General features: G+C 64.2%; 19 protein-coding genes and 1 tRNA gene. 8 read left to right on the top strand and 12 right to left on the bottom strand.

The features are described from left to right. Nucleotides 1-114 precede the first annotated feature (114 nt). Both E8Q40_RS00635 and E8Q40_RS00630 read left to right on the top strand, forming a co-directional pair. Entirely contained in the window at nucleotides 115-582 is a 468-nt protein-coding gene (locus tag E8Q40_RS00635) for a TerB family tellurite resistance protein (protein ID WP_137042571.1), read from the top strand. A gap of 134 nt (nucleotides 583-716) precedes the next feature. Further along, the gene (locus tag E8Q40_RS00630) at nucleotides 717-1514 is read left to right on the top strand and encodes an SDR family oxidoreductase (RefSeq protein WP_137042570.1); all 798 of its coding nucleotides are present in this window, start codon (nucleotides 717-719) and stop codon (nucleotides 1512-1514) included. Between the two features lie 30 nt (nucleotides 1515-1544). Here the strand turns inward: E8Q40_RS00630 and E8Q40_RS00625 are convergent. Further along, nucleotides 1545-1620: transfer RNA gene (locus E8Q40_RS00625), tRNA-Ala, on the bottom strand. A 190-nt stretch (nucleotides 1621-1810) separates the two neighbouring features. On the opposite strand from E8Q40_RS00625, the gene E8Q40_RS00620 reads away from it, so the two are divergent. The 3 genes from E8Q40_RS00620 to folD are packed head-to-tail and all read left to right on the top strand — an operon-like array spanning nucleotide 1811 to nucleotide 3350. Then, nucleotides 1811-2101 carry a YggT family protein gene (locus E8Q40_RS00620; RefSeq protein WP_137042569.1) on the top strand — a complete coding sequence of 97 codons (291 nt, stop codon included), beginning with the start codon at nucleotides 1811-1813 and terminating at the stop codon, nucleotides 2099-2101. A gap of 6 nt (nucleotides 2102-2107) precedes the next feature. Continuing rightward, nucleotides 2108-2428 carry a DUF167 family protein gene (locus E8Q40_RS00615; protein WP_137042568.1) on the top strand — a complete coding sequence of 107 codons (321 nt, stop codon included), beginning with the start codon at nucleotides 2108-2110 and terminating at the stop codon, nucleotides 2426-2428. 28 nt (nucleotides 2429-2456) lie between these two features. Next, the gene (folD, locus tag E8Q40_RS00610; RefSeq protein ID WP_137042567.1) at nucleotides 2457-3350 is read left to right on the top strand and encodes a bifunctional methylenetetrahydrofolate dehydrogenase/methenyltetrahydrofolate cyclohydrolase FolD; all 894 of its coding nucleotides are present in this window, start codon (nucleotides 2457-2459) and stop codon (nucleotides 3348-3350) included. 128 nt (nucleotides 3351-3478) lie between these two features. Here folD and E8Q40_RS00605 read toward each other — a convergent pair whose 3' ends face one another. The 3 genes from E8Q40_RS00605 to E8Q40_RS00595 all read right to left on the bottom strand — a co-directional run bounded on the left by E8Q40_RS00605 (nucleotide 3479) and on the right by E8Q40_RS00595 (nucleotide 7355). Next, a complete protein-coding gene (locus tag E8Q40_RS00605) occupies nucleotides 3479-3991 on the bottom strand; it encodes a GNAT family N-acetyltransferase (protein WP_137042566.1) in 513 nt (170 codons plus the stop codon). Between the two features lie 178 nt (nucleotides 3992-4169). Next, nucleotides 4170-5996, bottom strand: coding sequence for a translational GTPase TypA (gene typA, locus E8Q40_RS00600; protein ID WP_137042565.1), 1827 nt, complete (start codon nucleotides 5994-5996; stop codon nucleotides 4170-4172). Between the two features lie 243 nt (nucleotides 5997-6239). Beyond that, a complete protein-coding gene (locus tag E8Q40_RS00595; protein ID WP_137042564.1) occupies nucleotides 6240-7355 on the bottom strand; it encodes a site-2 protease family protein in 1116 nt (371 codons plus the stop codon). Nucleotides 7356-7466: 111 nt separating this feature from the next. Between E8Q40_RS00595 and E8Q40_RS00590 the strand changes: the two genes are divergently transcribed. Together E8Q40_RS00590 and E8Q40_RS00585 are read left to right on the top strand one after the other, a co-directional pair. Then, a complete protein-coding gene (locus tag E8Q40_RS00590) occupies nucleotides 7467-7760 on the top strand; it encodes a 4a-hydroxytetrahydrobiopterin dehydratase (protein WP_137042563.1) in 294 nt (97 codons plus the stop codon). 49 nt (nucleotides 7761-7809) lie between these two features. Continuing rightward, nucleotides 7810-8175 carry a YkvA family protein gene (locus E8Q40_RS00585; RefSeq protein ID WP_137042562.1) on the top strand — a complete coding sequence of 122 codons (366 nt, stop codon included), beginning with the start codon at nucleotides 7810-7812 and terminating at the stop codon, nucleotides 8173-8175. Between the two features lie 164 nt (nucleotides 8176-8339). Here E8Q40_RS00585 and katG read toward each other — a convergent pair whose 3' ends face one another. After that, nucleotides 8340-10517 (bottom strand): catalase/peroxidase HPI, encoded by a 2178-nt coding sequence (gene katG / locus E8Q40_RS00580; RefSeq protein WP_137042561.1) that lies wholly within the window; start codon nucleotides 10515-10517, stop codon nucleotides 8340-8342. Nucleotides 10518-10692: 175 nt separating this feature from the next. Between katG and E8Q40_RS00575 the strand changes: the two genes are divergently transcribed. Beyond that, nucleotides 10693-11634: a hydrogen peroxide-inducible genes activator gene (locus E8Q40_RS00575; protein ID WP_137042560.1), complete on the top strand. Its 942-nt coding sequence runs from the start codon at nucleotides 10693-10695 to the stop codon at nucleotides 11632-11634. Here the strand turns inward: E8Q40_RS00575 and E8Q40_RS00570 are convergent. The 7 genes from E8Q40_RS00570 to rbfA all read right to left on the bottom strand — a co-directional run bounded on the left by E8Q40_RS00570 (nucleotide 11612) and on the right by rbfA (nucleotide 17424). Next, a complete protein-coding gene (locus E8Q40_RS00570; RefSeq protein ID WP_137042559.1) occupies nucleotides 11612-12295 on the bottom strand; it encodes a Crp/Fnr family transcriptional regulator in 684 nt (227 codons plus the stop codon). The genes E8Q40_RS00575 and E8Q40_RS00570 overlap by 23 nt on opposite strands. Nucleotides 12296-12423: 128 nt before the next feature. Beyond that, the gene (locus E8Q40_RS21860) at nucleotides 12424-12564 is read right to left on the bottom strand and encodes a hypothetical protein (protein WP_168197705.1); all 141 of its coding nucleotides are present in this window, start codon (nucleotides 12562-12564) and stop codon (nucleotides 12424-12426) included. Nucleotides 12565-12765: 201 nt separating this feature from the next. After that, nucleotides 12766-12981, bottom strand: coding sequence for a hypothetical protein (locus E8Q40_RS00565; RefSeq protein WP_137042558.1), 216 nt, complete (start codon nucleotides 12979-12981; stop codon nucleotides 12766-12768). Between the two features lie 235 nt (nucleotides 12982-13216). Then, complete coding sequence (gene pnp, locus E8Q40_RS00560; RefSeq protein WP_137042557.1) at nucleotides 13217-15367, bottom strand: polyribonucleotide nucleotidyltransferase; 2151 nt, start codon at nucleotides 15365-15367, stop codon at nucleotides 13217-13219. Nucleotides 15368-15700: 333 nt separating this feature from the next. After that, nucleotides 15701-15970: a 30S ribosomal protein S15 gene (gene rpsO / locus E8Q40_RS00555; protein WP_137042556.1), complete on the bottom strand. Its 270-nt coding sequence runs from the start codon at nucleotides 15968-15970 to the stop codon at nucleotides 15701-15703. Between the two features lie 3 nt (nucleotides 15971-15973). Further along, nucleotides 15974-16984, bottom strand: coding sequence for a tRNA pseudouridine(55) synthase TruB (gene truB, locus E8Q40_RS00550; protein ID WP_246663131.1), 1011 nt, complete (start codon nucleotides 16982-16984; stop codon nucleotides 15974-15976). Between the two features lie 20 nt (nucleotides 16985-17004). After that, nucleotides 17005-17424 carry a 30S ribosome-binding factor RbfA gene (rbfA, locus tag E8Q40_RS00545; protein WP_137042554.1) on the bottom strand — a complete coding sequence of 140 codons (420 nt, stop codon included), beginning with the start codon at nucleotides 17422-17424 and terminating at the stop codon, nucleotides 17005-17007. Between the last annotated feature and the right edge of the window lie 58 nt (nucleotides 17425-17482).

Here is a 17482-nt window from a genome sequence, read left to right as displayed (position 1 = left end):
CGGCCGCGTTGCCTAAACCTTGCGAATTTGTCACGAGCATCCGATCCGATCCGGCCTAGATTAAGGGCGGAAGACGGCGCATGTCAGAAAAGCGCCAGATTATCAGGACCGGCCATGTTCGATGCGATCATGAAATTCATCGGTGAGCTGAACGAGGATGAGCCTCGTTCGGACGACTTCGCCGAGACCGATTACCGGCTCGCCGCGGCGGCGCTGCTCGTACACACGGCGGGCGTCGACGGGCAGATCAGCGACGTGGAACATGCAAGCCTGCATGATCTGATCAAGCAGCGCTTCAAGCTCGACGACAAAGCGGCCGACAAGCTGCTGAATCGTGCCGAGGAAGCCGACGAGAAGGCTATCGATCTTTATCAGTTCACGACGCGGCTCAACCGCGCGCTCGACGACAAGCAGCGCGCCCGCATCGTCGAGATGATGTGGCAGGTGGTGTTCGCCGACGGCAAGGTGACCGAATTCGAGGACAACCTGATCTGGCGCGCCGCCGATCTCTTGCATGTGTCGCGCGAACAGCGCATCGCACTCAAAACGCGGGTGGCGGGCGAGCAGGAGACGGGCAAGTAATCCGCGACGTGATGTTCCTTGAGCGCTGACCTATACTCCGTTCGTCCCCGCGAAAGCGGGGACCCACTCTTGCTTCCTTACAGCTTGGCCCTTGGGTCCCCGCTTTCGCGGGGACGAACGGGTGGGTGAACCGCATGCACAAACCCATCACCCTCATCACCGGAGCCTCATCCGGCATCGGCGTCGAACTGGCGCGTATTTTCGCGCGCAACGGTTTCGCGCTGGCGCTGACCGCGCGCCGCGTCGAGCGACTCAACGCGCTCGCCGATGAAATCGAAGCCATGAGACAGCCACGGCCGCTGGTGATCTCGGCGGACCTTACGCTGTCGGGCGCAACGCGCAGCGTTGCCGACGCGCTCAATGCCGCGGGCGTCGAGCCGCAATACGTCGTCAACAATGCCGGCTTCGGTCTGGTGGGTCAGGCGTCGAATCTCGATCGCGCCGAGCAATTGCAGATCATCGACGTCAATGCGCGGGCGCTGACCGAACTGTCGCTCGCTTTCATCGACAGTCTCGAGCGCCACAAGGGCGGCATCCTCAATGTCGGCTCGGTGGCTGGCTTTCTTCCCGGTCCGGGCAGCGCCGTCTATTACGCCAGCAAGGCCTATGTGCTCTCGTTTTCCGAGGCGTTGTATGCCGAGCTCAAACCGCGCGGCATCCGCGTTACGGTGCTGTGCCCGGGGCCGGTGCCGACCGAGTTCGCCGAGCGCGCCGGGGTCAAGGACAAGATAGGACCCGGTGCGTTGACGCAGACCGCGGCGACGGTCGCCGAGGCCGGCTATCGCGGCTTCATGGAGGGCCACCGCGTCGTGGTGCCGGGCTTCGGCAACCGGGTGGTGATGGTGCTGGCGCGCATCCTGCCGCGCCGGATTGTGCTCGGCCTGGTGAGCCGACGGCAGAGCAAGCGGGCGTCCACGGCCGAGCGGGCCTGAGGCGCTTTTTCGGAACCTTGGAAGGGTGGGTGGTGGAGCCAGGCGGGATCGAACCGCCGACCTCGTCATTGCGAACGACGCGCTCTCCCAGCTGAGCTATGGCCCCTTCCCAAAGGCGGTGCCGGACAAGAGCCGAAACCCGCGCTTTTTGCTGAGTGGGCGCCATTTAGGACCGGGCATCCTTCCTGTCAAGGATCGTGGTCCGGAACGGCCCGATCAGGCGTCGGCGCGGCAGCTTGTTCGGGCGGAGGCGACAAGCTAGTTTCCGCCCACATTTCGGATCGGAAAACCGTCTCATGCGCGCCATTCTCGATATCGTCCTCCTGGTTCTTCAGATCTACATCTGGCTACTGATCGCATCGGCCGTTTTGTCGTGGCTGGTGGCCTTTAACGTCGTCAACACCCGCAACCAGGTGGTGGCGACGGTCGGCGATTTCCTCTACCGCATCACCGAGCCGGTGCTGCGCCCAATCCGCAGCGCCATGCCGAATCTCGGCGGCATCGACGTCTCGCCGGTGATCCTGATCCTGCTCATCCTGCTGCTCGAGAACGTCATCATCCGCTACGTCTATCCGAACGTGTTCTAGCCTCTCATGGCTGGGGAGCCGTGGTCGGTCACGTCCGGCGGCCTTGTGCTTCATGTGCGCCTGACGCCCAAAGGTGGTCGCGACGCCATCGACGGCATCGAGACCATGAGCGACGGCCGCAGCGTGCTCAAGGTGCGCGTGCGTGCCGTGCCGAGCGAGGGTGAGGCCAACGCCGCTCTGTGCAAGTTGATCGCCAAATCGCTGCATGTGCCGGCGCGTGACGTGACATTGGCTGCCGGCGCGACATCGCGGGTGAAGCGGCTCGAGATCGCGGGTGATGGTGCGGCGTTGATGGCCCAATTGAAAGCGGCCGTCCAAAACGGCTAATGGTCTTGGGCGTAAGAACGGACGAGGCATGACCGCAACCATCATCGACGGCAAGGCGATCGCGGCGGAGCTGCGGGGCAAAGTCGCGGCGGAAGTCGCGCGGCTCAAGCGCGAGCATGGCATCGTGCCCGGCCTCGCCGTCGTGCTGGTCGGGCAGGACGCGGCGAGCGAAGTCTATGTGCGCTCCAAGTCGAAGGCGCTGGTCGAGGCCGGCATGACGCCGTTCGATCACAAACTGCCGGAGACGACGAGCGAAGCCGATCTGCTGGCGCTGATCGACAGGCTCAACAAGGACAAAGCCGTCAGCGGCATTCTGGTGCAGCTGCCGCTGCCGCCGCAGATCGATCCGCAGAAGGTGATCGCGGCCATCGATCCGGCCAAGGATGTCGATGGTTTTCATCCGGTGAATGTCGGGCGCCTGTCGCTCGGCCTGCCGGCGCTCGTGCCGTGCACGCCTTATGGCTGCGTGATGCTGGCAAAGACGGTGAAGCCGTCGCTCGCCGGTCTCGACGCGCTGGTGATCGGCCGTTCCAATATCGTTGGCAAGCCGGTGGCGCAGCTTCTGTTGGCGGAGAACGCAACCGTGACGGTCGCGCATTCGAAGACAAAGGATCTCGCCGCGCTGGCGCGCCGCGCCGATCTGCTCATCGCCGCGATCGGCAAGGCCGAGTTCGTGCGCGGCGACTGGATCAAGCCGGGCGCCATTGTCATCGACGTCGGCATCAACCGTGTGGCGGGCCAAGAAGGACAACAAGCCGGCAAATCGCGGATCGTTGGCGATGTGGCGTTCGATGAAGCGGTGAAGGTCGCCGGCGCGATCACGCCGGTGCCCGGCGGCGTCGGACCGATGACGATCGCGTGCCTGATGCTCAACACTCTGCGCGCGGCGTGCGCGTTGAATGGGGTGAAGGCTAATATCTAACCGTCGTCCCCGCGAAGGCGGGGACCCATACGCCGCAGCGAACGCGATTGAACCATGGATAATGGCCTGCCTGCGTAACCCAATTAGTTCAGAGGTTATGGGTCCCCGCCTTCGCGGGGACGACGGCGCTAGCCCTGCGGCCAGGCGTAGGCGACCTTGTCGAGGGTCTTCGGTCCGAACTTTTCGGACGAGCGGGCCACGGCGCGGCCGCCGAGCGTGCGGTAAAATTCCATCGCCGGCTGGTTGTCCGACAGCGCCCAGACGACGAGGCTCTTGAGCCCGCTCTGGCCGAGATCCTTGCGCGCGGCGTTGAACAGGCGGCGGCCGAAGCCGAGGCCCTGGAACTCCGGGCGGAGGTAAAGCTCGTAGACTTCGCCTTCGTAGAAAAGGCTGCGGGCGCGATTGCGCCCGTAATTGGCGTAGCCGGCAATGCGGTCGCCGAATTGTAACACGGTAATGCGGCTGCCCTTGCGGATCGCCGACTGCCACCAATCGGGGCCGCGGCGGTTGATCAGCTTGTCGAGTTCGGCGCCGGGGATGATGCCCTGATAGGCCGTCCGCCACGCTTCGTCATGCGTTGCCGCGACATCCTGGGCGTCGGCGGTCTTGGCGCGTCGAATCTCGATGAGGGTCGTGCTCATTGCGGAATTCAAGCAATGAACCCTGTGCGCTTCAAGCCCTATGATTAACGATGGGTTAACGGGTGTGGATTACCGGCCACAGGGCGGTTTTCATGAGCAAAAAGGTACCAGCCGCCCGTCAATGTCACAGGTCGGCACAGGTGCGGCCGGTAGCGCGGCGCCTGGAGCGCCGCGCCGATTACGCCAGCTCGGCTTCCTTCTTGCGCTCTTCGCGCTTGCGGTCGTTCTCGTCGAGCAACTTCTTGCGCAGGCGGATCGAGGATGGCGTCACTTCCACCAGTTCGTCGTCCTGAATATAGGCCAGCGCCTTTTCCAGCGTCATGCGGATCGGCGGCGTGAGACGCACCGCCTCGTCCTTCGACGTCGTGCGGATGTTGGTGAGCTGCTTGCCCTTGAGCACATTGACGACGAGGTCGTTGTCGCGCGTGTGCTCGCCGACGATCATGCCGGTGTACACCTTCCAGCCCGGCTCGATCATCATCGGACCGCGGTCTTCCAGATTCCACAACGCGTAGGCGACCGCTTCGCCCTTGTCGTTGGAGATCAGCACGCCGTTGCGGCGGCCCTGGATCGCGCCCTTGTACGGCGCGTGGCCGTGGAACAGGCGGTTCATGATCGCGGTGCCGCGGGTGTCGGTGAGCAGTTCGCCCTGATAGCCGATCAGGCCGCGCGTCGGCGCGTGGAAGACGAGGCGCGTGCGTCCGCCGCCCGACGGGCGCATCTCGATGAGATCGGCCTTGCGCTCCGACATCTTCTGCACGACGACGCCCGAGTGCTCTTCATCGACGTCGATGACGACTTCCTCGATCGGCTCCTCGATCTGGTCGTTGTCGCCCTTGCGCAGCAGCACCTTGGGACGCGACACGGAAAGCTCGAAGCCTTCGCGGCGCATCGTTTCGATCAGAATGCCGAGCTGCAATTCGCCGCGACCGGCGACTTCCATCGCGTCGCGTTCATCGGATTCGCGCACGCGCAGCGCCACGTTGCCTTCGGCTTCGGCCATCAGGCGGTCACGGATCATGCGGCTCGTGACCTTGGAGCCTTCGGTGCCGGCGAGCGGCGAGTCATTCACGCGGAAGGTCATGGCGAGCGTCGGCGGATCGATCGGCTGCGCCGGCAGCGCGGTTTCCACGGCCGGATCGCAAATCGTCATGGCGACGGTGGCGTTCGGCAGGCCGGCAATGGCGACGATGTCGCCGGCTTCGGCGTCGTCGAGCGGCACGCGCTCGAGGCCGCGGAACGCCAGCACCTTGGTGACGCGGCCGCTCTCGACGAGCTTACCGTCGCGGTCCAGCACCTTCACGGCCTGGTTCGGCTTGACGCTGCCGGAGAAGATGCGGCCGGTGACGATACGGCCGAGATAGGGATTGGATTCGATGATGGTGCCGAGCAGGCGGAACGGGCCTTCCTCGACCACCGGCGGCTTGACATGATTGAGCACGAGATCGAACAGCGGCGTCATGCCCTGGTCCTGCGGACCGTCGAGCGAGGTCGACATCCAGCCCTGCTTGGCCGAGCCGAACAAAATCGGGAAGTCGAGCTGCTCGTCGGTGGCGTCGAGCGCCGCGAACAGGTCGAACACCTCGTTGAGCACTTCGTTGGCGCGGGCGTCCGGACGGTCGACCTTGTTGATCACGACGATGGGCTTGAGGCCCATCTTCAGCGCCTTCGACACCACGAACTTGGTCTGCGGCAGCGGACCTTCGGCGGCGTCGACCAGCACCAGCGCGCCGTCCACCATGTTGAGGATGCGCTCGACCTCGCCGCCGAAGTCGGCGTGGCCCGGCGTATCGACGATGTTGATGCGCGTGCCCTTCCACTCGACCGAGGCGGCCTTGGCGAGAATGGTGATGCCGCGCTCGCGCTCGAGGTCGTTGCTATCCATCGCGCGCTCGACCTGGCGCTCGTTCTCGCGATAGACGCCGGACTGCTGCAGCAGGCGGTCCACGAGGGTGGTCTTGCCATGGTCGACGTGCGCGATGATCGCGATATTGCGGAGATCCATAAGTTTTGCCTTTTGCGCGGGGCCCTGAGCCGGAGCCGGTTCCTGTCTCAGGGGCGGGGCGCGGGGTGTTCCAGAAACCAAAGCGCGGGCCGCTTTCCAAGGGCCCGCGACGCAGCACTTTTGCGGCGCAATATAGCGATGAAATAACAACTGGCAACCGCCGCGGACGCGTATTTTCACGCGGAATCGGCCAAAAAACGGCGGGATGATGAACGACCAGACCCCGCCGGCTCGGCGGCCCCCTCAGGTCGCGGCCGTCCGCCCCCACGGACCGCGCGCATCCTTCGGCAGGGCATCCCCTAACATCACCATCTCGGCGATGGTCTCGGACGTGATCAGCCCAGTCAGGCGACCGGCCGCGTCGGTGACGCCGATCGCGGCCGCCTCCTTCTCCTGCAGCAGCTTGAAGGCCTCGTCGAGCGAACTGCGGTGGCCGATGGTCGGAATGTCCGGGCTCATGGCGTCGGCGACGCGGGCATCGGGGCCCAAAGTCTTGATCGCCTTGATGACGTCGGCGCGCGTCAGCAGGCCAACCGGCTTGCCGGCGCCATCGACCACCGGAAATTCGCCCTGGCTGGTGGCGAGCAGCGTCTGCACCGCCTCGTCGACATGCGACTCCGGCGTGAGCGTCGCGAACTGCGTCATCATGGCGTGGCTCACCGGCACGCCGCGCGACACCGCACGCAGCGCCACCATGTGCGCTTCGCCCGAGGCCGCGAGATAAACAAAGATGGCGATGAAGATCAGGATCGGATTGTACAAGAGGCCGATGAAGCCGAGCGCGAAGGCGACGAACTGGCCGATCGCCGCGGCGATCTCGGTGGCGCGCACATAGCCAAGCCGGGCGGCGAGCGCGGCGCGCAGGATACGGCCGCCATCCATCGGGAAAGCCGGAATGAGGTTGAACACCGCCAGAAACAGGTTCACGGCGGCAAGCCGGTCGACCATCGAAATCTGTCCGTTGTCGATGGCCGCCGCGGCGCTCTGCGTCAGCGCGGCGCCGCCGAACACGATAAGCAGGATCGTGATGGCGACGTTGACCAGTGGGCCGGCAATGGCGATCAGGAATTCCTGGCTCGGCTCCTCGGGAATGCGCTCGAGCTGCGCGACGCCGCCGATCGGCAGCAGCGTCACATAAGGCGTCGCAACGCCGAAGGCGCGGGCCGTGAAGATGTGGCCGAATTCGTGCAGCAGCACGCAGGTAAACAGCAGCAGCATGAAGATGACGCTGTCCCACGCCGCCGTGCTGCCGCCCTGGCTGTAGCCGGCGGCGAAAATCCAGGCGAGGAACAGCAGAAATGTCAGATGGACGCGGACGACGGTGCCGGCGATTTTGCCGATGCTCAAGGACCAGGACATGAAACCCTCGTTGAACGCCCTTATGGTGCTGAAATAGTGCTGTTCCGAACCGATTGCGAGGCCACGGCGTTGCAATGCATCCTGCCACCAATTTGACGCGAGGAGCATGACATGGCGCAAAAACTGTCGCCCGAGGCCCGCAAGGCGGCGCTGGCAAGGCTGTCCGGCTGGGCCGACGTCAAGGATCGCGACGCCATCGCCAAGAAATTCACCTTCGGCGATTTCAACGAGGCCTTCGGCTTCATGACGCGGGCGGCGCTGGTCGCCGAGAAAATGAACCACCACCCGGAATGGTTCAACGTGTACCGCACCGTCGAGGTGACACTGTCGACCCATGATGCCGGCGGTGTCACTGAGCTCGACATCAATCTCGCCGAGGCAATGGAGATGATTGCGGATTCGTGAGCTAGCTCCAACGCTTGAACTCCCGCTCGATCCTCACCACATTTTGACGATGCGCACCGCCGATACCACATTCGGAACTTCCGCCGCCGGCGACGACCCGTCGTTGCCGCGCAAATTCTGGCGCAAGTTCGCAACCGTTGCGGCGCGCATCCCCTTTGCCGAGGATCTGCTGGCCGCCTACTACTGCGCCTTCGACCGGGCGACGCCGCTGCAGGTCAAGGGAACTTTGGTCGGCGCCATTGCCTATTTCGTGCTGCCGTTCGACATGGCGCCCGATTTTCTCCCTGTCCTCGGCTTCACCGACGACGCCGCGGTGCTGATGACGGCGCTCAAAGTCGTCGCCAGCCACATCAAGCCCGAACACCGCGATGCCGCCCGCGCCAGGCTCGATGAAATGCGGGCGGCGAACGCCTGACTGGGCCGCATTCTTGTAGCCCGGATGGAGCGAAGCGAAATCCGGGGGCGATGGATCGATCTATTCCCGGGTTTCGCTTCGCTCCACCCGGGCTACAAGCGTCCGGAAAGAAAAAACGGCCCGGATTTCTCCGGGCCGTTTCATTCTCAATCGATGCAGAAAACTTACGCCGCCTTCTGCGTACCGCCGCCGACGAGGTCGAAGCGATCGGCGTTCATCACCTTGGTCCAGGCGGCGACGAAGTCCTTGACGAACTTCTCCTTGGAGTCGGCGCAGCCATAGACTTCGGCGAAAGCGCGGAGCTGCGAGTGCGAGCCGAAGATCAGGTCGACATTGGTCGCCGTCCACTTCAATTCGCCTGTCTTGCGGTCCTTGCCTTCGTAGACGTCGCCGTCCTTGTGCGACCACACCGTGTCCATGGTGAGCAGATTGAGGAAGAAGTCGTTCGTCAGCTTGCCCGGTGTCTTGGTGAAGACGCCGTGCTTGGAACCGCCGGCATTGGCGCCGAGCACGCGCAGGCCGCCGATGAGCGCGGTCATCTCCGGACCGGTCAGCGTCAGAAGCTGTGCCTTGTCGATCAGGGCTTCCTGCGGCGACATGAACTGATGCTTCTTGGCGTTGACGTAGTTGCGGAAGCCATCAGCGCGCGGCTCGAGCGGCGCGAAGGACGGAACGTCCGTCTGCTCCTGCGATGCATCGGTGCGGCCCGGCGCGAACGGCACCTTCACATCGACGCCGGCATCCTTCGCCGCCTTCTCGATGGCAGCGACGCCGCCGAGCACGATGAGATCGGCCATCGACACCTTCTTGCCCGAGTCCTTCTGGATGCCTTCCAGCGTCTTCAGCACCTTGGCGAGTTCGGGCGGATTGTTGACGTCCCAATCCTTCTGGGGGCTAAGGCGAATGCGCGCGCCATTGGCGCCGCCACGCTTGTCGGAGCCACGGAAGGTCGAGGCCGAAGCCCAGGCCGTCGAGACGAGCTGCGACACGGTCAGGCCCGAGGCGAGGATCTTCGCCTTGAGATCGGCGATGTCCTTGTCGCCGATCGTTTCACCGCTCGGCGCCGGGATCGGGTCCTGCCAGATCAGTTCTTCCTTCGGCACCAGCTTGCCGAGATAGCGCACGCGCGGACCCATGTCACGGTGGGTCAGCTTGAACCAGGCGCGGGCGAAGGCGTCGTTGAACGCTTCCTGATTCTCATAGAAACGACGCGAGATCTTCTCGTAAGCGGGGTCGAAGCGCAGCGCCAGATCGGTGGTCAGCATGGTCGGACGATGCTTCTTCGTCTTGTCGAAGGCGTCCGGCACATCCGCCGCGGCATTCTTGGCGACCCACTGCTTGGCGCCAGCGGGGCTCTTGGTCAGCTCCCATTCGTTCTCGAACAGGTTCTTGAAGAAATAGTTGCTCCACTGCGTCGGTGTCTGCGTCCAGGTGACTTCCGGGCCGCCGGTGATGGCGTCGGCGCCGATGCCGGTGCCGTGCTTGCTCTTCCAGCCAAGGCCCTGATCCTCGAGCGCGCCGGCTTCCGGATCGGGACCGACCAGCGACGCATCGCCGGCGCCGTGCGTCTTGCCGAGCGTGTGGCCACCGGCGATGAGCGCGACGGTCTCTTCATCGTTCATCGCCATGCGGAAGAAGGTCTCGCGAATGTCCTTCGCGGCGGCGATCGGGTCGGGGTTGCCGTTCGGGCCTTCCGGGTTGACGTAGATGAGGCCCATCTGCACCGCGCCGAGCGGTTCGGCGAGCTGGCGCTCGCCCGAATAGCGCTCGTCGCCGAGCCAGGTGCCTTCCGGACCCCAGAACAATTCTTCCGGCTCCCACACGTCCTTGCGACCGCCGGCGAAACCGAACGTCTTGAAGCCGCAGGTTTCCAGCGCGGCATTGCCGGCCAGGATCATCAGGTCGGCCCAGGAAAGCTTGCGGCCGTATTTCTGCTTGATCGGCCACAGCAGGCGGCGGGCCTTGTCGAGGTTGGCGTTATCCGGCCACGAATTGAGCGGCGCGAAGCGCTGCTGACCGGCGCCGGCGCCGCCGCGGCCGTCGGTGATGCGATAGGTGCCGGCCGAATGCCAGGCCATGCGGATCATGAGGCCGCCGTAGTGGCCGAAGTCGGCGGGCCACCAGTCCTGACTGTCGGTCATGAGCTTCTTCAGGTCGGCCATGACGGCGTCGAGGTCGAGGCTCTTGAACTCCTTGGCGTAGTCGAAGCCTACATCCATCGGATCGGACAGCGTCGAATTGCGATGCAGGATCGACACGTCAAGCGCGTCCGGCCACCAGTCGCGGTTGCTGTGGCCCCGGCTCCCGGTGAAGGGGCATTTGCCCTCGGTTTTTGCGTCCATGCGTCTCTCCGATTCTGGTTCGCGGCGGTCCGCCTGCGCGGACCCATTCTGGTTCTGGGAAGGGTGAGCAGCACCCTAAGGGCGCTTGATGGCGTTGTATTGAACAGTTCCAATCAGGTCCAATCGTATTGCATGTGCCTAGCGATAAGAATAATTTATAGCCAAGGAAGGCCAGATGATCACGCTGCGTCAGTTGCGTTACCTGAGTTCGCTCGCCCGGCACCGCCATTTTGGCCGAGCCGCCGAGGATTGCGCCGTCACGCAGCCGGCCTTGTCGATGCAGGTGCGCGAGCTCGAGCGCGAAATCGGCGCCGAACTGGTCGAGCGCCGACCCGGCGACATCGTGCTCACGGAGATCGGCGCGGAGGTGGCGCGACGCGCCGAACACATCCTCGCTTCGACGCGCGATCTCGTCGACTTCGCCCGCCATCGCGAAGTCCTGGCCGGGCCCTTGAAGCTTGGCATCATCCCGACGCTGGCGCCTTACATTCTGCCACGCGTGCTGCCGCATCTGCAGAAGCACTATCCGCTGTTGCGCCTCGAGGTACGCGAAACCCAGACCAAGGCGCTCGTCGACGAATTGTCGAGTGGCAGCCTCGACGTTGTGATGCTGGCGCTGCCGCCCGAAGGCGGTGATGTCGAGACGCTGCCTTTGTTCAACGACGCTTTCCTGCTGGCCGTACCCGCCGACGATCCATTGCCGGCAAATGCGCGCGTCAATGTCAGCGATGTCGATCAGCGGCGGCTCATTCTGCTTGAGGAAGGCCACTGCCTGCGCGATCAGGCGCTCGCCTTCTGTACCACCCGGCGCGGCGATCAGCCGGCCGGCCAACGAGCGAGCCTTGGCGCGACCTCGCTGTCGACCGTGATGCAGATGGTCGCGAATGGTTACGGCGTAACCTTGGTGCCGGAGGTGGCGATTGACGCAAAAATGCAGGATCCGCGCGTCAAACTATTGCGCTTCCGTGATCCCGAGCCGGGCCGTTCGGTGGGCCTGGCCTGGCGGCGCACGTCGCCGCGGGTCGACGATTTCGAGGCGTTGGGCGAAGCCATGGCGGCCGCGCACGAGCGCGATCAGACGTCGGCGGCGACCTTTAAAGTTCGCTCTCGCGCTTGAGCGCGGCCGGCTTCTCCAGGCAGTAATAGCCGGACAGGCGCGTGACCGTCTTGGCGCGCATCCAGTCGTTCATGATGCGGCTGACATTCTCGCGGGCGATGCCGGCCATGGCGGCGAGTTCGGTCTGGCTCACCTTGTGGCGGATGACGACGCGGCCGCCGGCGACCTCGTTGCCGAAGGCATGGGCGAGATCGAGCAACGCGCGGGCGACCCGGCCCTTCAGCGGCAGGAAACTTCCGGCGGCCACCAGCTTGTCCGTATCGCGCAGCCGCGCGGCCAGTATGGTGACCAGATATTTGTAAATGCGAGGCTCCCTGGCGACGAAGGCATCGAAGGCGGAGCGGCTGAGGAAGCTCAGCTTGCAATCACGCAGCGCCGTCACCGTCGCCGAGCGCGGCAGGCCGTCAATGATGGCGAGGTCGCCGACCACGGCGCCGGGCCCGAGAATGGCGAGGATACGCTCGGCGCCGCTGGCCGAGGCGATGCTGACCTTCAGGAGCCCTTCGTCGACGCGATAAAGCCCGTCGCCCGGGTCGCCGGCGAGGAACAGCACCTCGTTCGCCGACAGCTTGCGCGGCGTCGCGCCGGCCATCAGGTCGGACGAGAGGTCCTTCGGCAGGTCGGACAGAAGGTTGCTTTTCGCCGGAACGGCGGCCGCCATTGCGAGACTCCGACTGGAGGCGGCCTTGACGTCACCCGCCCGTCGGCAATGTAGCAGAGTTCCTCGGCGGCGCGCGATATCGGCGGCGGCCGGCCGGCGGATGGGTTCGCGGCAGGGCCAAGGTACCGTTAATCGATGGCAATGATTACGGCGATCGGCTTAAGCGGATCGATACCGTCGTTGAACTGCGGCGTGTGGATGACGAGGTTCGCGGCAAAGGCGGCGCCGGCCAGCACCAGGAAGGCGACGCTGATCAGGGCGGATTTCATGATGCTCTCCCTTCGTTGGGCCAAGGCCATTGTCTAACAACCTATTGCGTGCCGGCGTTCCGCGCTGTGACCGGCGTCACAGGGATGCCGGTTGTCCGGTCGCCGCAAAAAAATGCGGCCCGCCGGGCGGGCCGCATGAGGTGGGCTGGGGTAAGCCACCGGCCTCGGTGGTTGTTATTGGGGGGCGAGGCCGGTCGGGGGTTAGCTCGCGTGACGAGAGCTAATGAAAGCGATGTCGCTGGGGCCGATTTTCACCGGTACCCGGAGCTGCGAGGGCGCGGGCATTTCGAGGACCTGCGCGGGCTTGTTCGCGGCGCCACCGGCATAGGGGCTGATGATGTCGGTCACCAGGGCTGCCGTGGCGAGAAGCAGGGTGGCAGCGGCGAGCAGAACAGTCTTCGGCAAGTAAGCGCTCATTGGCCTTCCCTTCTTTGTTGGTGTGGGAACGTGGGTTCCTGATATTTAAAAACTAGGCCGATGACTGAGGCGCGGCTGTGATAGGGGTCACAAATCGGCGCATTGTCTTAAGGGGCTGAGATTCCAATAAAAAAGGCGGCCCCAAGGGCCGCCTTTTCTGACTCATAATGAGGACAATGGGTTCGGAGAGGCACCACGATATGGTGCAGCGCGGCGCTTCCGCGAGCCTTGTCTATTACTCCGCCGCCGGCTGTTCGCCGCCTTCGGCCTTCTGCTTGCCTTCGATGTCTTCGCCGGTCGTCTGATCGACGGCCTTCATCGACAGGCGCACCTTGCCGCGATCGTCCATGCCGAGCAGCTTCACCTTGACCTTGTCGCCTTCCTTGACGACGTCCTTGGTGTTCTGCACGCGATGCGGGGCGAGCTGGCTGATGTGAACCAGACCGTCCTTGGCGCCGAAGAAGTTCACGAAGGCGCCGAAGTCCATGACCTTGACGACCGTGCCTTCGTAGATGTGGCCGACTTCCGGATCGGACGCGATCGACTTGATCCAGTTGATCGCCGCCTTGATCGATTCGCCCGACGCCGAGGCGACTTTCACCGAGCCGTCGTCCTCGATGTTGATCTTGGCGCCGGTCTTCTCGACGATCTCGCGGATCACCTTGCCGCCGGTGCCGATCACTTCGCGGATTTTGTCGGTCGGAATCTTGAAGGTCTCGATGCGGGGCGCGTGCTCACCGAGCTCGGCGCGCGCCGAGGTCAGCGCCTTCGACATTTCGCCAAGGATGTGAACGCGGCCCTGCTTGGCTTGGCCAAGCGCGACCTTCATGATCTCTTCGGTGATACCGGCGATCTTGATGTCCATCTGCAGCGAGGTGATGCCTTCCTCGGTGCCGGCGACCTTGAAGTCCATGTCGCCGAGGTGATCTTCGTCACCCAGGATGTCCGACAGAACCGCGTAGCGATCGCCTTCGAGGATGAGGCCCATGGCGATGCCCGCGGTGGCGCGCTTCATCGGCACGCCCGCGTCCATCAGCGCCAGCGAGGCGCCGCAGACCGACGCCATCGACGACGAGCCGTTCGACTCAGTGATCTCCGAGACGACGCGGATCGTGTAGGGGAACTCTTCCTTCGACGGCAGCACCGGATGGATCGCGCGCCAGGCCAGCTTGCCATGGCCGATTTCGCGGCGCTTGGTGCCGCCGAGACGACCCGTTTCACCGACCGAGAAGGGCGGGAAGTTGTAGTGCAGCAGGAACGATTCCTTGTAGGTGCCCTGCAGCGCGTCGATCCACTGTTCGTCCTCGGCGGTGCCGAGAGTGGTGACGACCAGCGCCTGGGTCTCGCCACGGGTGAACAGCGCCGAACCGTGCGTGCGCGGCAGAACGCCGGCCTGCACTTCGATTGGGCGCACGGTCACGAGATCGCGGCCGTCAATGCGCTTCTTGGTGTCGAGGATGTTCCAGCGAACGATCTTCGCTTCGAGCTCCTTGAACACGCCGGCGACGCGGGTCTTCGGGTACTTCGGTTCGACGCCTTCCGGGAAGAAGTGCGCCATCACCTTGTCCTTGACCGCGCCGACCGCCTTGTAGCGTTCCTGCTTGATCGGGATCGAATAGGCGGCGCGCAAATCCTTCTCGGCGAGGCCGAGGATTTCATCTTCCAGCGCCTTGTTGTCTTCGACGACGAGCTCGCGCGGCTCCTTGGCGGCCTTTTCGGCGAGCTGGATGATCGCCTGGATCACCGGCTGGAAGTGGCGGTGGCCGAACATAACGGCGCCGAGCATGATCTCTTCGGACAGTTCCTTGGCTTCCGATTCGACCATCAGCACGGCGTCATTGGTGCCGGCAACGACGAGGTCGAGCTTGCTCTCGGCCATCTCGTCGATCTGCGGGTTGAGCACGTATTCGCCTTCGATGAAACCGACGCGCGCCGCGCCGATCGGTCCCATGAAGGGCGCGCCCGACAAGGTCAGCGCCGCCGAGGACGCGACCATCGCGAGGATGTCCGGATCGTTCTCGAGGTCGTGCGACAAAGTGGTGACGATGACCTGCGTTTCGCAGCGCCAGCCGTCGGCGAACAGCGGACGCACCGGACGGTCGATCAGGCGCGAAACCAGCGTTTCCTTTTCGGTCGGACGGCCTTCGCGTTTGAAGTAGCCGCCCGGGATACGGCCGGCAGCGTAGAATTTTTCCTGATAGTCGACGGTCAGCGGCAGGAAGTCGACGCCTTCGCGCGGCGCCTTGGCGGCGACGACGGTGGCCAGCACGGTGGTCTCACCGTAGGAGGCGAGCACGGCGCCATCGGCCTGACGCGCGACGTGACCGGTCTCAAGGGTGAGCTTGCGCCCGCCCCAATCGAGTTCAACTCGATGGATATTAAACATTGCTTGTTTCTCTCATGGTTCTCGGAAAGGCTCCCGAAAGCCATGTGCAAGACGGCAAGAAACTGCTGCCTTCCGCGCCATGCGGAAATGCAACAGCGTCTGGCGATCCTGCCATGACCATCAAGAGCCTTCGCCTTTACGGCCGGGACTATGGCCCGACCCGGATTGTCCGGAAGCGCCATCGCTTCCCGGACTTTTAAAAACGAACGCAACAAACGCTCGTTTGGCAACAGCGAGCGCAACCGGCGCCTGCTTCGATATCAACCGGCGATGCTTCAGCCTGCCGATTGCAAAAACGCGCGGCGCTTTTGAAAGCACCGCGCGCAAAACTTGTTAACGGCGGATGCCGAGCTTCTCGATCAGCGTCTTGTAACGCTTCTCGTCGGTCTTCTTCAGATAGTCGAGCAGCGAACGGCGCTGCGACACCATCTTGAGCAGGCCACGACGGGAGTGGTTGTCCTTGGCGTGAACCTTGAAGTGCTCGGTGAGTTGGTTGATGCGTTCCGACAGGATCGCAACCTGAACTTCCGGCGAACCGGTATCATTCGCCTTGGTCGCATTGGCCTTGATCACTTCGGCCTTGCGGGCAGTCGTCAGCGACATCGGTTATCCTTTCTTGACACCGGCTCTGCCAATCAGGCCGGCGAGGTTGAACACGCGCTTGGGGACGACTTCACCGCGGTCGACTTCGGCAAGGGCGAGCAAACGGCCCGAGACCGTGACGTAGACCGGACCGCGGAAATTGGGAGCGTCCCGTCCGCGCAACAAAACGGCTTGGCCCCGTTGGAGCCTTGCCGCATCAGACCCGTTGACGGCCAGCGCCGGGATGTCGTCCAGCGCGGTCTCGACGGGCATGAGCGCGTCGGCGAGGCTAGCCTCGCCAGCGGCGGCTCTATGACACAGAGCCTCCAAATCTTCCAGTAGAATCATGGTTTCGGGGGTGAAGCCGCCGACCGAGACCCGGCGCAGCGCCGAAATATGGCCGTAGCAGCCGAGCTGGCGGCCTAAATCCCTGGCCAGCGACCTAACATAAGTGCCCTTGCCACATTCGGCCTCGAAAACCGCGTGATCGGCGTCCGGGGTCTCCATCAGCTCCAGACGGCCGATATTCACCGTTCTGGCCTGCAATTCGACCTCCTGGCCGTCGCGGGCGAGGTCATAAGCCCGTTCGCCCTCGATTTTGATGGCCGAATAGCGCGGCGGGATCTGCTGGATGGTGCCGGTGAAAGCGGGCAGGGCGGCGCGGATCTGGTCGGCCGTCGGCCGAGTCGGGCTGGTCTCGGTGACGCGGCCCTCGGAATCGTCGGTATCCCGCTCCTCGCCCCACTGGACGGTAAATCGGTACAGCTTGCGGCTGTCCATGACGAAGGGGACGGTCTTGGTCGCCTCGCCCATGGCGATCGGCAGGCAGCCGGAGGCGAGCGGGTCGAGCGTTCCGGCATGGCCGCAGCGCTTGGCCGAGAACAGCCGCTTGATGATGCTGACGGCGTGCGTCGAGGTCATGCCCACCGGCTTGTCGAGCACGACCCAACCGTGGACATCACGCTTGTCGCGCTTGAACTGCTGACGCTTCGGCTTGCGGGGCGCCTGGCCTTCGGCAGGCGCCGCCGGCGCGATGAGATTGTCGGCGGTGTCGGTCACTCGTCGTCCTTTGTGAGATCGCGCGCGACTTGCGGCGAGCGCAGGAGCTTTTCGATGCGCTCGGCCTCGGCGAAGCGATCGTCGATGTGGAAGCGCAGATCGGGCGCGAATTTCAGGTTCACGGCGTGGGCGACTTCGCCACGCATGAATTTCTTGTTGCGCTCAAGCGCGGCCACGACCTCGGCGGCATCGCGGCCGGCAAGCGGCATGACGTAGACGGTGGCGAGCCGCAAATCGGGCGACATGCGCACTTCCGGCACGGTGATGAGGTGGCCCTCGATCACCGGGTCGTGGATGTCGCCGCGCGTCAGCATCTCGGCAATGGCGTGGCGGATAAGTTCGCCAACGCGCAACTGGCGCTGCGAGCCGCCGGCGGGCGTCGCGTCGTGGCGACGGGTGTTCTTGTTCCGTGACATATCGATCCAGTTAAAAACATCGTCATGCCCGGCCTTGTGCCGGGCATCCACGTCTTCC

The organism is Pseudolabrys sp. FHR47, assembly GCF_005153485.1.
GTDB lineage: Bacteria > Pseudomonadota > Alphaproteobacteria > Rhizobiales > Xanthobacteraceae > Pseudolabrys.
Note: the sequence above shows the minus strand (reverse complement) of the source record. Positions and strands in the feature narration are given on the sequence as shown.

Coding starts and splice junctions, on each gene's coding strand:
- typA (WP_137042565.1), bottom strand. CDS start 5,996: ATGGATCTCCGCAATATCGCGATCATCGCGCACGTCGACCATGGCAAG.
- rbfA (WP_137042554.1), bottom strand. CDS start 17,424: ATGTCACGGAACAAGAACACCCGTCGCCACGACGCGACGCCCGCCGGC.
- E8Q40_RS00635 (WP_137042571.1), top strand. CDS start 115: ATGTTCGATGCGATCATGAAATTCATCGGTGAGCTGAACGAGGATGAG.
- E8Q40_RS00570 (WP_137042559.1), bottom strand. CDS start 12,295: ATGGCGGCCGCCGTTCCGGCGAAAAGCAACCTTCTGTCCGACCTGCCG.
- E8Q40_RS00590 (WP_137042563.1), top strand. CDS start 7,467: ATGGCGCAAAAACTGTCGCCCGAGGCCCGCAAGGCGGCGCTGGCAAGG.
- E8Q40_RS00605 (WP_137042566.1), bottom strand. CDS start 3,991: ATGAGCACGACCCTCATCGAGATTCGACGCGCCAAGACCGCCGACGCC.
- E8Q40_RS00595 (WP_137042564.1), bottom strand. CDS start 7,355: ATGTCCTGGTCCTTGAGCATCGGCAAAATCGCCGGCACCGTCGTCCGC.
- E8Q40_RS00585 (WP_137042562.1), top strand. CDS start 7,810: ATGCGCACCGCCGATACCACATTCGGAACTTCCGCCGCCGGCGACGAC.
- katG (WP_137042561.1), bottom strand. CDS start 10,517: ATGGACGCAAAAACCGAGGGCAAATGCCCCTTCACCGGGAGCCGGGGC.
- E8Q40_RS00615 (WP_137042568.1), top strand. CDS start 2,108: ATGGCTGGGGAGCCGTGGTCGGTCACGTCCGGCGGCCTTGTGCTTCAT.
- E8Q40_RS21860 (WP_168197705.1), bottom strand. CDS start 12,564: ATGAAATCCGCCCTGATCAGCGTCGCCTTCCTGGTGCTGGCCGGCGCC.
- E8Q40_RS00630 (WP_137042570.1), top strand. CDS start 717: ATGCACAAACCCATCACCCTCATCACCGGAGCCTCATCCGGCATCGGC.
- E8Q40_RS00575 (WP_137042560.1), top strand. CDS start 10,693: ATGATCACGCTGCGTCAGTTGCGTTACCTGAGTTCGCTCGCCCGGCAC.
- folD (WP_137042567.1), top strand. CDS start 2,457: ATGACCGCAACCATCATCGACGGCAAGGCGATCGCGGCGGAGCTGCGG.
- E8Q40_RS00620 (WP_137042569.1), top strand. CDS start 1,811: ATGCGCGCCATTCTCGATATCGTCCTCCTGGTTCTTCAGATCTACATC.
- rpsO (WP_137042556.1), bottom strand. CDS start 15,970: ATGTCGCTGACGACTGCCCGCAAGGCCGAAGTGATCAAGGCCAATGCG.
- E8Q40_RS00565 (WP_137042558.1), bottom strand. CDS start 12,981: ATGAGCGCTTACTTGCCGAAGACTGTTCTGCTCGCCGCTGCCACCCTG.
- pnp (WP_137042557.1), bottom strand. CDS start 15,367: ATGTTTAATATCCATCGAGTTGAACTCGATTGGGGCGGGCGCAAGCTC.